Raw genomic sequence first — 15,966 nt, 5'->3', positions numbered from 1 at the left:
GGAGTTTCTTTAAACGTAGATGTTATTGCTTATTTGGCTTAATAATTTGTTTCCGGTCCATGAAATGAAAAAGCCCACTCATTCCTAGTCCTGTATTTAAAGACCGGAATGATGGGCTCACCCCAAAGTATCTAAATTAATCGAGATTCGAAATGGCTCATGGGAATTTTATAATTCTTGAGCCAGTAAGTCCCAGTGCACTCCACATGAACTATTCCCCCCTCCCACCGCCAAAATCTTAGTGGATCACTAACTTAAACTTAACATAGAGTTTCATTTCCGCTCTCAATTCCTCTTTTATTTTGTATTTTTCATTAGGCCTGGAGACCAGGCTAAAACAATCATTCATCTTATAACCTTTAACGCCTTATTCAATGAAAACTTTGTACCACCTGCTCCGTCCGGGGAGCCAACTGCGAGCACTCAGTTTAAAGTGCTTCCTGGCAGTGGGATCGTTATCCCTTGCCTGCCTTCCGCAACATGTACTGGCAAAAGACCACCTGTATCTGCAAGGGCAAACAGTGACAGGAAAAGTAAAAGATGCAGACGGCGTGGCGATGCCTGGTGTTAACATCCACGAAAAAGGCACGACAAACGGAACCGTGAGTGACGCCGAGGGCAACTACAGGATCGTTGTATCATCGTCAAATGCCGTTCTGGTTTTTAGCTTTGTTGGTACTGAAACACAGGAAGTGACGGTAGGAAATCAGTCAGAAATTTCCGTGTCGCTCGTCTCCAGCGCCCAGACATTGGCAGAGCTTGTGGTGGTAGGTTACGGTACACAGAAAAAATCTGATGTAACGGGTGCCATCACTTCTTTAAAGAGTGAAAGCTTCAACCAGGGCGTTGTTACCAACCCCGGGCAGCTTTTACAGGGAAAAATTTCAGGTGTAAACGTGACCAGCACGAGTGGTGAGCCCGGTGCTGCGCAAAACGTTATTATCCGTGGCATCGGAAGCTTGCGCTCCGGAACACAACCTCTTTACGTGGTGGATGGCTTTTTGCTCGACAATTCAACGCAGGGCGTTGACACCAACCCCCTGAACTTTCTTAACCCCGCCGATATTGAAAGCATAGACGTGCTGAAAGATGCCAGCGCTACAGCCGTATATGGTGCCAGGGCATCGAATGGGGTTGTGGTTATCACCACGAAGAAAGGAAGATCCGGAAAAACAGAAATGAATTTCTCTGCTTCCGCGGCATGGTCATCCCTGTCTAATAAAATAGATGTGTTCAGTGCCGACGAGTTCCGTCAGCAGGTAGTGGCCGCAGGTGGAACTTTGACCGACCTGGGGGGAAACACCGATTGGCAGGATGAATTGACTCAAACAGGCCTTTCAAAAAAGTTCGACTTTTCCATCGGCGGCGCAGCCACAGAGAAATTCTCCTATTATGCATCCGTCGGCGTTCAGGACCAGGAAGGCATCCTGAAGAAAAGCGACCTGAAACGTTATTCCGGCAAGCTGAACATGAATCAAAAAGCGATCAACGGCAGGCTGAATATAGACTACAACCTCACGGCGTCTCACACGGAAAATTTGCGCCCGAGCATCAATTCCACGCTCAGTGACATGATCAACCTGAACCCCACCATTCCGGCATATACCGATGGTGAGCCTACCCTGTTGCCTACCAATGCCCTGAATCCCCTGAAAAGGTATCAGCTCTATAGCGATGAGGCCATCAATAACCGCATTCTGGCGAGCATCGCACCGTCTGTAGAAATACTCGACGGCCTTGTTTATAAGCTGAACCTCGGCGTTGACTACTCCGCTACCGTCAAAGACCAGCAGTACAAACCCTACCCGGCTGTTATCAATGAGTCTAATGTTTCAAACGGCACACTTTCCACGCTCATCGCCTCCAACACCAATAAGCTGGTAGAGAATACACTTACTTATAACTGGCATAAAAGTGTTCACAACGTTACGGTATTGGCCGGGCATTCTTACCAAAACTTCTTGGAAGAGAACAGGACGTTTAACTACAACGGCTTCGCCAATAATAATATCGACCCCAGGTACCAGGACCATACCAGTCCAACCACGCCTACCCCAAGTAATACACCTACGTCAGTGACCGCCTCTGCCGTTAAGAACGAGTTGCAATCATACTTCGGAAGACTTAACTACGGCTACGACGATAAGTACCTGTTCACGGCAACCCTTCGCGCCGATGGATCTTCGAAGTTTGGCGCAAACAATAAGTATGGTTATTTCCCTTCTGTTGCGCTGGGCTGGAATATCAGCAATGAAAATTTCATGAACGGCCCGCTTTTCGACAACCTGAAGCTGCGTGCAAGCTGGGGTCAAACGGGTAACCAGGAGATCCCCTCCAAGATCACAAAAGGCAGCTATTCGGAAGACCGTTTAGCAACAGGTACCTCAAGCTATAACACGTATCCCATCGATCCCAACGCCACTTCTATTGGCGGTTACCCGTATGGAATAGTGTTTACACGTATAGCGAACCCCGATCTGCAATGGGAGGTATCTACTCAAATAAATGCAGGCGTTGACTTCGCGATGTTTCACAATCAATTGAGCGGTAGTGTGGATTACTTCAATAAGCAGTCATCCAATATCCTCCTGGAAGTAGTGCCTGCCGATCCTGTTCAGCCTACCGCTACATACTGGACCAACATCCGGGATATGAAAATCCAAAACAACGGCATCGAGCTCACGTTGGATTATAATGGCAATACACGCGGAGACTTCTCCTATAGTATAGGCGGTAACATCACCTTCATTCAAAACAAAGTAAAAGACTCTCCCTATACGGTGCTGACCACAGGCGTGGCCCAGGGCGCCGGCCAGACTGGCGCCACCATCAATGGCTATATCAACAACGAGCCAATAGGTGCCTTCTATATGAAGGAATTTGAAGGTATTGGTGAAGACGGCTTCAATAGGTACAAGGACAATGTTCCGGATGGTGCAGACCTCGACAACGACCGGAGCGTGGTGGGCAGCGCTATTCCCAAGCTCATGTATGCTTATCACCTGAACCTGAAGTACAAAAATTTTGACCTGGGTATCAACTTCAATGGCGTGGCGGGAAACAAGGTATACAATCATACGGCCATGAGCCTGTTCACCAGGCCACTATTGACCAAATCCAACAATACCACGGCTTTTGCGGTTCAGTATCCTAATGAGGCAATTACAAACGCCAATACCGTATCCACACGTTATTTGGAGAGTGGGGCTTTCCTGAGATTGAATAACGCCACACTGGCATATAACCTGAGCGCATCCAAGATCGGCCTGTCAAACGTGTTCCAGAATGTGCGCCTGTCAGTAACCGGTCAAAACCTGTTCACCATAACAGACTATTCCGGATATGACCCTGAGATCAATACAGGAACAACCTCAGGAGGTATTCAAACCTTTGGCGTAGACTATTTCACTTATCCAAAGGCAAGAACTTTCATGGTCGGTCTTAATGTAACCTTCTGACAGGAAAACGAACGATTCTCTTCATAACACTTAGAAAAAGAAATCAGATGAAAAATATAAGATTTAATAAAGCACTGCCGATAGGTATATTCTTACTCGCAGTTTTCGCTTGTACCTCCCTGGAGGAAGATATTCTCGACGAGTCTCTGACCGGAACAGGCCAGGCAGAAGTTGTCAGCGGATCGATCGCGCCCGTGTATGGCCTTCTCCGCCAGGTGTGGATGCATACGGTAAATTTCGGACTTCAGGAAGTTGCTTCCGATGAGGCGATCCTTCCTTTCCGTGGCGGTACTGACTGGTATGACGGCGGCAAGTACATAGCGGTTCACCAGCATCTTGTGACCCCCAGCAACGCTTTGGTAACAGATGCCTGGACTTACATCACAATATGCCTGTCGAGAGCGGTAGTTGCAGAAGACAAGTTAAAGGAAGAAGTTGGCAAGGGTAACCAGGCGGCACAGCATGCGCTTTATGAAATGGTAGCCATGCAGGCATACCTCAACATGCTGGCGCTCGACAACTGGGGTCTTGTTTTCAAAAAAGACAATCCGAACCAGACGTCCGAGCTTCTCAGGGGGCAAAAGGCAGTCGATTATATTGAAAGTAAGCTTCTGTCGGTGGTGGATGTTATGAATAATGACAACGGCTCCGGCAGACTTAACCAGGACGCTGTACGCGCTTTGCTGGCCCGTTTATACCTGAACGCTGCCGTGTATCGCGATCCTTATGGCGTACCTGATTTTAAGAAAGAAGATATGGATAAGGTGATACAGTATACAAGCAGCATTATTTCAGGGTCTCATTCATTGTCACCCGAATACTTCGATCTGTTCAACGATAATAACCACACGAACCCGGAAATTATTTTTGCACAAGACCAAAGAGGTGTGCTTGAAACCGAGCACAGCAGGTGGGCTTATTGGTCGATCTCCGGTGACCAGGTTCCAAGACCGGAATTTCCAAGCACCAGGGGAACCGATGCCGCGGCAGCCACTCCTGATTTTATTCAAACCTGGGTTGATGCTTATGGCAGCGCCGATCTGGCCGAGACAGATGCCCGTTTTTATCAGAAGAACACCGTTATACCTGACGCCCTCAAAGATCTTACAGGCGTAACGCCTCTGAATGACGCGAATCATTACTATTGTGTGGACGCTACCAAGTTTGAGATCGACAGAGGAATTATTCGTGGTGTGATATGGGGCCCCAGAAAAGATGCCACCGGTAAAATTATGACCTGCGACGATGGAAAGGTAAGGATCTATCCCGTGATCAACAGAAGAACCAGCGGCGCAAACCTCCGCTATGTAGATCATACGCTCAATGTCGATTTTACGGAACAGGGAAGTCTGCACAACACAGGTCACAGGTTTTCGAAATACCAGTTCAGCCATACCGCTACCAATTGTTGCTCTTACAGCAGCGTAGACATTGTGTTGATCCGGTTGGGAGAGGTCTACCTGATGCGTGCCGAAGCCAAGCTGAGAAATGGCGACAACGCCGGAGCGCTGGCGGATGTTAATACGCTGAGAACTTCCAGAACCGCGCGGCCTGCGCAAACGCCCAAAGCTTTGACTTCTATTGACCTGAATACGTTGTTCCGCGAATCAGGATTCGAGCTGTACTGGGAAGGCCTGAGACGGACCTATCAAATACGGTTTGGCAAATACGAAGGGATCTGGACAGGCAAGACCGATACCGATGTGCGCAAAAGGTTGTTCCCGATCCCTCAGAGAGCAATCGACGGTGCTTCCAATGAAAAAGGATACCTGGTGCAAAATCAGGGATACTAGAAAGTTGTCAGCCGATTAAAAAAATAAGCTGATCATGAAAGGTCGAAAGCTCAGTGTAGCCTTCGACCTTTTTTTACCTCATCGTACATCACCTATGAACCACTTACATAAACACTTTACTTTAACAGTAGTATTCGTTTGCCTGTCGTTTGCCGCATTGAGAGGCCAGCACTCCGGGGGCGCCGTTCACCTGAAGATGAACCAGGTGCAGGTCATCGGCAGTCATAACAGTTACAAGATCGGTATCGAAAAGCCGCTGATGGATTTGATCCTGGCAGAACGTCCTGAAGCAAAAGGATTAGACTATGCACACATTTCCCTTACGGAACAATTAGATCTTGGCTTGAGAGGTTTGGAGATAGATGTGCTCTACGATCCGGAGGGCGGTCGGTTCTCACATCCGAAAGGACTTGACATGCTCAACGCCCAGGGCGTGCAGGCCATGCCTTACAACCCGGAGGCCATGAAAGATCCTGGCTTCAAAGTGCTTCATGTGCCTGATATCGATTTCAGAAGTCATTGCGCTACCTTCAAGGCGTGTCTATCTGACATTAAGGACTGGTCGCAGTCACATAGCGATCACCTTCCGATCATCATTACCATCAATCCCAAAACCTCAGGACTTGACAAGCCTGGTTTTGCAAAAGTTATCCCGTTTGATAAAAAAGTATTGGACGCACTCGATAAGGAAATTCTTAAGGTCTTGGATGTGGATCATTTGATCACGCCGAAACAGGTAAAAGGAAAACAAAAAACGTTAAGAAAGGCAATCGTGGATAAAGGCTGGCCAGATCTTGCCGAAGCGAGGGGAAAAATACTTTTTGTACTGGATGCCGGAAAAGATCTCACGGACTTGTACATAACAGGAGATGAAGCCTATGCAAGACCCATGTTCGCCAATACCGACTCAGAGAATCCACATGCGGCTTTTTTCATCATGAACGATCCCATCGAGCAGGAGAAAGATATCGCTGCACGGGTAAAGCAAGGGTTTATGGTACGCACCCGTTCTGATGCCGACACCAGAGAGGCGCGAACCGGAGACAAGCGCAGGTTTGAAGCAGCCATCCGTTCTGGCGCGCAAGTGATCACCACAGACTATTATCTGAAATCACTGAGTCCCAACAAAGACTTTGAAATTGTTTTTGATGGTAAATACAGCCGATGCAATCCGGTGTTTGTAAAATCATCGGCATGTGAGTTGAAGTGAGACCTTCCCAACATAGCCAAAAGATTTGCCCCAATGATGGGGCTTTTTTTGAGTTAAGGTGAGGTTACAAAAAATTTATGCAACATCGGGACTTGCAACTTCGCGATGTTGCCTGCCATTCACTGCCACGAGCGTTAACACCACGGAGATCAGCAGCGCTGAAGCCATGAAGTTATAAGAGGCACCGAAGCCTCCGGTGGTCCCATTCAGGTAACCGACGAAGTAAGAACCGGCGAACGAGCCCAGGGCGCCGAAGCTGTTGATCAGTGCAACCGCACCGCCTGTTACATGTTTCGGGAGAGATTCAGTGATCATGGCAAAGAAAGGCCCGTAAGGTGCGTACATGGCAGCGCCCGCGACGGTGAGCAATGTGAATGAAAGCCAGAAATTATCGCCGCCAATAAGATAGGATCCGTAAAAGGCAATAGCGCCGATCAGGAGACAGGTCCAGATAAACTCCTTGCGTCGCTGAAGCTTATCAGAATAATGAGATACCACCAGCATGCCCACGATGGCAAACACATAAGGCAAGGCGGATAGCCATCCCGTTTTGACGATATCCATAGCGGGAGCCGCTTTGATGATGGAAGGAAGCCACATCACAAATCCGTAAACCCCTACACTCCAGAATGCATACTGGAGCGACAAAAGGATGACCACACGTGAGCGAAAGGCCTCCGCATAATTTTTTACCGGTTTGATGTTCTGCTGTTCCTGTTCCAGGACCTGCTGAAGTTTTGCCTTGTCGTCGGAAGTAAGCCATGTAGCCCTTTCAGGTGTGTCATCAACAATACGCCACCAGATGAAGGCCCAGACGATCGCCGGTAAGCCCTCCAGGATAAACATCCAGCGCCACCCCATAGCGTTGATGAGATAGCCTGAAAGAATGGACATCCAGAGAATTGTAACGGGGTTACCAAGGATCAGGAAGGTATTGGCGCGTGAACGCTCTGACTTGGTGAACCAACGGCTCAGCAAAATGATCATCGCCGGCATCACGGCACTTTCCATAACGCCAAGCATAAACCGGATCACGATCAGCACCCTCACATCGTTGATCATACCGGTTGCCGTTGCCAGCGCTCCCCATAAGATCAGCGACCAGAAGATCAGCTTTTTGGCGCTTCGCTGAACGGCATACAACGTACCCGGGATCTGAAAGAAAAAATAGCCCAGGAAAAAAAGCGAGCTCAGCAAGGAAGAGGTGCGTTGATCGATACCAAGATCTGTGGCCATGCCGCCCGCCGTACCAAAACCGAAATTAGCGCGGTCGAGATACGCCAGGCTGTAAGTGATGAACGCAACAGGGATCAGACGATACCAGCGCGACGGTACAGTAAGTTTCTCCATTGGGTGAATATAATGGAACTGTTTGAGGAAATGAAGTCTAAAGACTTTACGGATTTTCAGGCGCAAGTCACCCGCATGCCATCGCGCAAGCCATAAGACTTGCGCCAGCCACATGATATAGAAGGTGTTTTCAAAACACGCGTCTGGCGCAAGTCTTCCTGCAGAGGTATGCGCGCGAGCAGGACTTGTGCCTTTTCATCATTGCAGTCTTCTGACTGCTGAATCTATTGAGAAATGAAATCTAAAGAGCGCCCCAGTATTTCTATTGACAGCCAAAATGTCCTGAGGCAGTGCTGGAAAGATTGTTTCCACTGTTCTTTACCACAACAGCAGTAAAATCTAAAACAGGTCGGTTATTGACATACGTTACTGTAAGTGTGCCTGATTGTCCTTCTTCAGCGCCTGTATTTTTGGTCTCTACAACAGCTATCGTGATAACGACTTCATCAGAAAGTGGCAGCGTATTCGGCGGTGTGGCACCTGCAACAACTTTATAGGTTCCCGCTACCGGCAAGGTACTATTACTTCCAAAAAATTTCACATCACAAAATGAGTACCTTGACTCACTGGGAAGTCCAATAGAAGCTTGTATTAAATAATAAGAGGACCTGACATCACAGCGTATCGCCTCTGCCGCATATACCTTTGAATTAAATGTAAATGTGTTTTGAGACTTGGTGTCAGGATCTTCCTCGCAAGCAACTAACCACAATGCAGGCACCATTGCAATTAACCAATTTTTGATAGCCATAAATTTTAGGGTTATGTAAGGAAGATAGGTAGAATTGTGTTGTAAAACACTAGACTCACAAGATTTAAGTACCTGGGTTCATGATTATTTTTAATGGACTGCACACCCGGGCTAGATACACTCTCCTCACCCACCCAGCTGGCGCAAGTCTTCCTGCAGAGGTATGCGCGCAAGCAGGACTTGTGCCTTTCATGATTGCAGTCTTCTGACTGCTGAATCTGTCTGGGAAAATGAAGTCTAAAGACTTAAACGGAGCTCAGGCACAAGTCACCCGCATGCCATCGCGCAAGCCAGAAGACTTGCGCCAGGCATAGGTATACCCATTCCCAATACTTCTGATGCAAGTCTTCGAGCAAAGGGTACGCACAAGCAGGGCTTCCCTGATAGCGCCAGGCGCAATGGTTTATTATTTTTTACAATTGATTTTTTTGCTATTTCCCCATCGCACGAGCGGGGTACGGGCATTTGTGAAGTCGGCATTGCGGAGTATTGCATGTGAAAAATCAGCGTTATCAAGTTTGGCATTCCTGAACGAGGTGCCGAATTTTGCAGTCATGGATAATGCCATATTTTTCAACACCTCAAACCCATGATCGCCATTGAGTGCACGCTTGCTGATTTGTGCACAGGCTATGGCCATCACTACCGTACCGATTCCGCCACCCAGGCTTCTTCCATAAACCGAACCGAGCACGGCAACGACCCAAAATATCAATACAGATAATGAACCGGCCAGTGCGCGTGCAACGGTTCCAACAACAAACATGGCAACGATCAGCACCAATGAGAGGATCAAATAGCGCATCGCATGACCATCTCCGAGTCCTGTGAGATAGCCAATCGCCACCAGCGCCATCGCGGAAAGTAACACCGGAGCGATCAATTGCCTGACGGCATATCCAACACCACGCCAGGTTGAAAACACCGCAAAAACAGTGATGATCACAGCTGACAGGTATCCGGCTATGCAAACATTTTGTTTGGGTGATTGGATCATGGATTGAATCAATTGGCCGGTAAGCATTGCTATGTATCCCGAGAGCAAAGACACTCCCAACACAGCGATGAATATAAGCACCGTGTATAAGGGCGTAATTCCCGTTTTCGCCCCTTCAAATTTGGCCCCGGCCAGGTTCGCTCCGCTAAAATCTGCGCCGCGCAAGTCGCTCTTAAGAAACAAAGCATTGGGCAAGTCAGCATTTTTGAATGAAGTATTACGGAGGTTTTTTCCCGAGAAATCGTTGTTCACCGCCCGCATTGTCTTACCCATAAGCTTCCGCTTTCATTTTTTTATCAGCACCCGGAAAATCACATTCGACTCCACATCCTCATATTTAATATGCAGGAGTTGCCGCCCATGTATAGTTAGATCAAAAATTTCCTGGAGCAAAGTAAAATACCGTTATATGCCGTAAAACATACCGGTCTTCATCAATCAGCGCAACGGTTTTAGCTATCATTGTTTGTCAATTAATTAAATCAAAATAATTATGGTACACACCTTAAAAGATGGCTGGGCAACGCCCGCCGCACTTTCTATTCCCAAGGAAGGTTATTTTGAAAAGGAAGAGGGTCGTTACGGTCCCGTTTTTCCGCAGACACCTGCCAACTATGGCTTTTCCGTCATTGCCAAGGTTAAACCCGGCAAAGAGCAGGCTATTCGCGACTATGGCAAAACCATTGAAGAGGCCGTCAAGGCGAGTCCTGATGTTCTTGCGCCCCTTAAGCTTCACTACCTGCGGTGGGTTTTATTTGATGTAGGCTCTGGTTTACACTTTATGTACCAGGGAATTTTTGATACCGATTTTGATAAATACATCGAAGACGCCGTGGCCCTCTTCAACGCCACAGGCATCACCACTGTGTTCGTTAACCTGGAGGGGTGGCCTGAAGATTGGAGAACCAACGTTAACGCTGTGATCAGCTTTTTCCGCGAGCATCATTGCCCCAGCTTTTTGGAGTATGGCGAATACCCTTATGTTTCGGCCGATGAAGTAAAAAAAGCGCTGAAGCTGAAAGAAGCGTTTACAGAGATGCTGGACCAGATGCAATAAACCCTTTTAAAATAAACACAATGCTCGAACTGGAAGATATCCAACATTATCTCCTAACACGTCCAAACGCTTCTATTGCGCAATATAATTTTATGACTTTTCGCACCGCTGCCGGTGGGCGCAAATGGATAAACGCTTTGACTGATATTGTTGGTACCGCCAGGGCCGTGATGGCCGCAAACGAATCTGACATGCGGTGGATAAGCCTGGCTTTTACCTTTGAGGGCTTGCGCAGGCTGGGACTTGACGAAGCTTCGCTTGCAACATTTCCGGAACCATTCCGCCAGGGGATGGCCGCCCGTGCATCAATTCTTGGTGATACCGGCATCCATCATCCTGATCACTGGGAAGACAACATCACCAGTAAAGATCTCCATGCAGTAGTGATACTCTTTGCTAAAGACAAGGAGGAAAGAAAACGATGTGTCACCAGGCATGACGCTTATCTTAAAGATAATCCCGATGTACAGATACTTTCATCGCTGCTGCTGGAAGCAGTACCTCCTTATGATTATGTGCACGAACACTTCGGTTATCGCGATCGCCTCACCACTCCTGTCATCGAGGGAATGGGAATCGAACCGACACCCGGGTCGCCGAAGGCAAGTAAACCCGGAGAATTTTTTCTTGGATACCCTGACGAAACAGGCCTGATCCCCGATCAACCCCGGCCGGAAATTCTTTCAAGGAACGGAAGCTTTCTTGCCTATAGAAAGATGCGCGAGCATGTTGGGGCCTTCCGCGAATTTCTGAGGGCCAATGGAAAAACAGAAGAGGAGCAGGAACTGGTGGCGGCAAAACTGATGGGCCGGTGGAGAAAAACCGGAGCGCCACTGGTGTTGTCGCCAGAAAGAGACGATCGCGCATTGGGATTTGATGACAGAAGGAACAACAATTTTGACTATGAAAAAATGGATCCGCACGGGTATGCCTGTCCCATTGGTGCGCATATCAGAAGAATGAATGTACGTGACACCAGGGTATCGAGGATCATGGATCGAAGGCTCATCATCCGAAGGGGTGGCACTTATGGTCCTTATCTTCCTGACGATGCTCCTGATGACGGCGCCAACCGGGGTATTGCCGTTTTCGCGGGCTGCGCCGACCTCTCCAGGCAATTCGAGTTCCTGATCTCTGTGTGGGCCAATGACCCGGAGTTTGAAGCGCTGAACGAAAATGATCCCTTTGCCGGAAGTGTAAACGGTGCGTTCGAAATGACCATTCCAAAACGGCCCATTAAAAAGAAGGTAAAGGGCCTCAACGCTTTCACTACTGTTACGGGAGGTGCCTATTTCTTTTTGCCGGGAATAAGGGCGCTGAAATACCTTGCCACGCTGAAATAATTTAACAACCGATCTCATGAGCTATCCATCACCACGTGCTTACAACGGCATATTTAAACCACGCAAGTATAGCAGCGGCAGAAAAAGATTTAGTATCTACTGGACATGGAGCTACCCGTGGGAAGCGAACAGGGATGTAACCGAACTTGACAATCGTTTTTCAACCCTGACGGAAGTGCGCAGGGTTGGATGGCCTTTGTATGAATCGGAAGAATTTTCCGAAAAACAATTTTTACAAGGTATTGCAGGAACATTGGAGCTTTTCCATCTCAGCATCGTAAGATTTCAGCAGGTTATTGAGAGCATCACCGGCTATCCTGTTCCCGACTACCAGCGCATCGACCAGGCCGGCCAGCGACTGCCGATAGATGAACGTATACTTGACGACACGGATACACTCCTTGTATTCGGCCTTGATCACGTGCTAACAGAACAGGAAGCTTCGCAGGACGAGATCGACGCACTAAAACAATTCTTAAAAAAAGAAGGCACCTGCCTGATCCTCGGCCCGCACCACGATGTAGGCTTTTGTGAAGATCTAAGTCAGCGGCAATTGGAATACATGCATCATGGCGACCCGCTGGTGCCACGCCAGCAACGCTTTGGAAAATACACCAGATCGCTGATGAAAGGGTTGGGCGTTCCTGTAGAAAACAGGTTTGGCCTAAGGCCGGCAACAATGAAAGGAACGAAAAATCAACTGGTACCACTCTCGAGGCAACTGGACTACGATAAGCGCGGCTGGCTCGAGGGTGTCAGCACTTTTAATTTTCACATGCATCTTCCGCATTATGCTGTTACAACCGACGACCCTGGGCTCATTCACGTGCTTGCCCGCCAGCCGATAGACATGACGCACCCGCATCCTTTTATAGAAGCAGGCAACCGGGAGTTTAATATGTTTTTGTGGATGCCTCCCAATGCAGAAAGAGCGGGTGATATTCTGTTGGCCGACTCTACCATCTTCACTACACTTTTCGGAGGAGACCAAAGCCTTGAACGTTTCTGGAGAAATCTGGCCACGCAATAATGTCATAACTGAAGCAATGATCGTGGCAACAAATCGGTGCAAAACCCTCGGGGTTTACATTTTGGCTTCATTGCTTCCGTTTTTTGGTTTTACGCAAAACGATCAGAACAGCTTCGAAGTATACGGATATGTGTTGACAGATGCAGGTTACAATTTCAATACCATTGACCCGGCATGGTTCGATGTGATGCGGCCCACCAAACTACCCGGGCACAAAGGTGAATTCGCACCCGCCGGAAATTATTTTATCAGTGTAAGGCAAACAAGAGTTGGTGTAAGAAGCGTCACCAAAACATCGCTGGGTGATCTAAAAACACAATTCGATTTTGATTTTTTTGGTTTCGGAAAAGATGCCGGCCAAACCACCCTTCATTTAGTGAACGGTTTCGGTCAGCTGGGAAAATTCCTGGCAGGCCAGACCCCTTCTACCTTTATGGATACAGATGTGTTTCCCGTTACGCTGGATTACTGGGGACCAAGCTCCAGGATCTTTTTTTTGAACATACAGCTCCGGTACACACCCGTGCGCACAACCACCAACAGGTTTGCAGTTGCACTCGAAAGGCCAGGAGGCACAGCAGACAGAACTGATTACGCCAACACGGTAGACATCGCGAATACCAGACCGCAGTTTCCATTACCCAATGTGGCATCGCATTACCGGCACCAGTGGAGATGGGGCTATACACAAATGGCAGGCATTGTAAAATATCTCCGTTGGAAGGATCAGTCAGACACATCGGCCTATCATTTAAGCGGGAGCGATATCGGGTGGGGTGTCAATGTCAGTACCGTCATCGATGGAACCAGGCGCACAAGATTTAAGATGCAAGCCGAGCTCGGAGAGGGTTTTGAAAATTATATAGCTGATCCGTCACCCGATGTGGCTTTAGAGAACAATTCCGGAAATTCTACATCGCCCGTAAAAGGTAAAGCGCTTCCTGTATGGGGATTTTTTTTGTTCACCGAAATTGACTGGGCGCCAAAGCTCAAAAGCTCCATCGGTTATTCTGTGCTGACCATCACAAATTCAGACCTCCAAGCCCACGATGCTTTTAGAAAGGGACAATACATACTGATCAACCTGCGGTACTACCCGGTTGAAAACGCCCTGTTCGGCATCGAATATCAATACGGAAGACGAGATAATTTCAGCGATGATTTTCACGCGGTGGCCAATAAGATCCAATGTGCCTTCAAATTCAATTTTTCACACAAGGTGAAACGGGCGCCGGACCTAAGACAATGAGCACCAACTTTCCGGCTATACTTTTTTTATCGAATCTGTGGCAACACCAAAACAATGTGAGTGACCGTCATCGTCCGTAACAAAGAATTCGGATTGGCCATAATCTCTATCTTCGATGGCCGACACCTCGAATCCAAGTTGCGTGAGGCGACTTCTCATCTCATGGATGTCTGCCGGTGTCCAGTAAAGTTTGATGCCGTCATAGCCCTCGGGACTGACCGTTGTTCCTTCCCGTTCGTTGAGCCAGAAACAGGTGTGTTCGTTGGAGACCATGCAGCCGATCAGTCTGCCGTCGTGTCGCATTGGCCGATCCATCGTAAGACCAACGCCCTCAACCCAAAAATGCAGGCTTTTTTCCAGGTCGGCGCTGGGAATTACGGGTATACAAGCTCTTACAGTCATAAGTGTATCGTTTATATAATTTAGATAAACGCTTCGACAAAATTAAATAATTTGACATTGCTGTACTGTACAGTCGGCAAGGAACTCCTGAACAAAACCATTCAACCATGAAACCTAAAATTACCGTGATCACCCTCGGTGTCAACGATCTGCGCAAGTCTTTCGCCTTTTACAAAGAGGGAATGGGATTTCCTTCAAAAGATGGCATTCAGGGCGATGGAGATCTGCAAATCGCATTCTTTCAACTGGAAGGCACCTGGCTGAGCCTGTTTGAAAAAGAAAAGCTTGCCAAAGATGGAAACACCAAAAACGATGGAACAGGATTTCCAGGATTTAGCCTTGGCCATATGGTAAAAACCCCGCAGGAGGTTGATCAGATCATAGCGCAGGCCGTGACTGCCGGGGCCACTGTTTCCGATCCACCGCATCGAAGGGATTGGGGAGGCTACAGCGGTTATATAAAAGACCTCGATGGTTACTATTGGGAGATCGCTTTTATGGACAATCCCTTTCCGAATGTTTAAATACGAAAGACAACCACTACTTCTTTGCCAAAATAATGTGCGTTGCATCCTCGCCATTTATTTTCTGAACCTGATTGAAACCCAGGGCAGTCAGATCCAGTCCTGAAAATAAGTGTTCGCCGGAGCCCAGAAAAACCGGAGAGATTGCCAGGTGCATTTCATCGATATAACCTGCCTGCAAACATTGACGGATGGTTGAAACACCACCACCAATGCGTATGTCTTTACCGTTGGCTACTTTTTTTGCCTCTTCCAGCGCAGATCTGAGGCCTCCTGTAACAAAATGAAACGTGGTATCGCCTTCCATGTCAACAGACTTTCTTGGATGATGGGTTAAAATAAATACGGGAACATGATACGGTGGTTTTTGACCCCACCAGCCTCTCCACTCGTTGTCAGGCCAGGGTCCGCGAACCGGTCCGAACATATTGCGGCCCATGACCCACGCCCCGATATTCTCCATCGATCTCTCCGCGAAGTCATTGTCCACTCCTTCCCTTCCGCCGTCCCTGCCACCCATGCGATTAAACGTTTTTGTTCCAACGATCCACGTGTGAAGCTCCTCACCTCTTACGCCGAGTGGGTCTTTTAAACTTTGTTCCACGCCGGCTCCAAATCCATCCAGGGAGACTGAAAATGCTGCTACTTTAACCTTGCTCATACACTACAATTTTAGATTTATTAATTACCGGTTTCGCCGATCTATCCGGCCTTCGTTTCAAAATTCAGAAGAATATACACAAAACATAGGGTGTATAAACGGCATTTTAGAGAGGGATTTGCGCCATCTGAATAGCAAGAT

13 protein-coding genes are annotated in these 15,966 nt (G+C 48.0%); 8 read left to right on the top strand and 5 right to left on the bottom strand.

Features of this window, described 5'->3' with window-relative positions:
• Window positions 1-446 precede the first annotated feature (446 nt).
• From KK083_RS07475 to KK083_RS07465, 3 genes are all read left to right on the top strand, one after another.
• Complete coding sequence (locus KK083_RS07475) at window positions 447-3,458, top strand: SusC/RagA family TonB-linked outer membrane protein (RefSeq protein ID WP_254162079.1); 3,012 nt, start codon at window positions 447-449, stop codon at window positions 3,456-3,458.
• Between the two features lie 47 nt (window positions 3,459-3,505).
• Window positions 3,506-5,251: a RagB/SusD family nutrient uptake outer membrane protein gene (locus KK083_RS07470; RefSeq protein ID WP_254162077.1), complete on the top strand. Its 1,746-nt coding sequence runs from the start codon at window positions 3,506-3,508 to the stop codon at window positions 5,249-5,251.
• Window positions 5,252-5,345: 94 nt separating this feature from the next.
• Window positions 5,346-6,461 (top strand): phosphatidylinositol-specific phospholipase C1-like protein, encoded by a 1,116-nt coding sequence (locus tag KK083_RS07465; RefSeq protein WP_254162075.1) that lies wholly within the window; start codon window positions 5,346-5,348, stop codon window positions 6,459-6,461.
• A 75-nt stretch (window positions 6,462-6,536) separates the two neighbouring features.
• Here the strand turns inward: KK083_RS07465 and KK083_RS07460 are convergent, their stop codons facing one another.
• From KK083_RS07460 to KK083_RS07450, 3 genes are all read right to left on the bottom strand, one after another.
• Entirely contained in the window at window positions 6,537-7,811 is a 1,275-nt protein-coding gene (locus tag KK083_RS07460) for an MFS transporter (protein ID WP_254162074.1), read from the bottom strand.
• Between the two features lie 262 nt (window positions 7,812-8,073).
• Window positions 8,074-8,562, bottom strand: a complete 489-nt coding sequence (locus KK083_RS07455; protein WP_254162072.1) for a hypothetical protein — start codon at window positions 8,560-8,562, stop codon at window positions 8,074-8,076.
• A 406-nt stretch (window positions 8,563-8,968) separates the two neighbouring features.
• Window positions 8,969-9,832, bottom strand: coding sequence for a pentapeptide repeat-containing protein (locus tag KK083_RS07450; RefSeq protein WP_254162070.1), 864 nt, complete (start codon window positions 9,830-9,832; stop codon window positions 8,969-8,971).
• A gap of 220 nt (window positions 9,833-10,052) precedes the next feature.
• Here KK083_RS07450 and KK083_RS07445 point away from each other — a divergent pair, with 220 nt between their 5' ends.
• The 4 genes from KK083_RS07445 to KK083_RS07430 all read left to right on the top strand — a co-directional run bounded on the left by KK083_RS07445 (window position 10,053) and on the right by KK083_RS07430 (window position 14,238).
• The gene (locus KK083_RS07445; RefSeq protein WP_254162068.1) at window positions 10,053-10,616 is read left to right on the top strand and encodes a hypothetical protein; all 564 of its coding nucleotides are present in this window, start codon (window positions 10,053-10,055) and stop codon (window positions 10,614-10,616) included.
• Window positions 10,617-10,753: 137 nt separating this feature from the next.
• Entirely contained in the window at window positions 10,754-11,959 is a 1,206-nt protein-coding gene (locus KK083_RS07440) for a Dyp-type peroxidase (RefSeq protein ID WP_254162066.1), read from the top strand.
• Between the two features lie 16 nt (window positions 11,960-11,975).
• The gene (locus tag KK083_RS07435; RefSeq protein ID WP_254162064.1) at window positions 11,976-12,989 is read left to right on the top strand and encodes a hypothetical protein; all 1,014 of its coding nucleotides are present in this window, start codon (window positions 11,976-11,978) and stop codon (window positions 12,987-12,989) included.
• 61 nt (window positions 12,990-13,050) lie between these two features.
• Window positions 13,051-14,238, top strand: coding sequence for a DcaP family trimeric outer membrane transporter (locus KK083_RS07430; protein ID WP_254162062.1), 1,188 nt, complete (start codon window positions 13,051-13,053; stop codon window positions 14,236-14,238).
• A 15-nt stretch (window positions 14,239-14,253) separates the two neighbouring features.
• On the opposite strand, the gene KK083_RS07425 is transcribed toward KK083_RS07430, so the two are convergent.
• The gene (locus KK083_RS07425; protein ID WP_254162060.1) at window positions 14,254-14,640 is read right to left on the bottom strand and encodes a VOC family protein; all 387 of its coding nucleotides are present in this window, start codon (window positions 14,638-14,640) and stop codon (window positions 14,254-14,256) included.
• 107 nt (window positions 14,641-14,747) lie between these two features.
• Here KK083_RS07425 and KK083_RS07420 point away from each other — a divergent pair, with 107 nt between their 5' ends.
• The gene (locus tag KK083_RS07420; RefSeq protein ID WP_254162058.1) at window positions 14,748-15,164 is read left to right on the top strand and encodes a VOC family protein; all 417 of its coding nucleotides are present in this window, start codon (window positions 14,748-14,750) and stop codon (window positions 15,162-15,164) included.
• A 16-nt stretch (window positions 15,165-15,180) separates the two neighbouring features.
• Here the strand turns inward: KK083_RS07420 and KK083_RS07415 are convergent, their stop codons facing one another.
• Entirely contained in the window at window positions 15,181-15,825 is a 645-nt protein-coding gene (locus KK083_RS07415; protein WP_254162056.1) for a dihydrofolate reductase family protein, read from the bottom strand.
• Window positions 15,826-15,966 lie beyond the last annotated feature (141 nt).

Origin of the sequence: Chryseosolibacter histidinae (genome assembly GCF_018598225.1) — a bacterium.
GTDB lineage: Bacteria > Bacteroidota > Bacteroidia > Cytophagales > Cyclobacteriaceae > Chryseosolibacter > Chryseosolibacter histidini.
The sequence above is the reverse complement of the archived record's forward strand: the minus strand, read 5'-3'. Positions and strand labels throughout refer to the sequence as shown.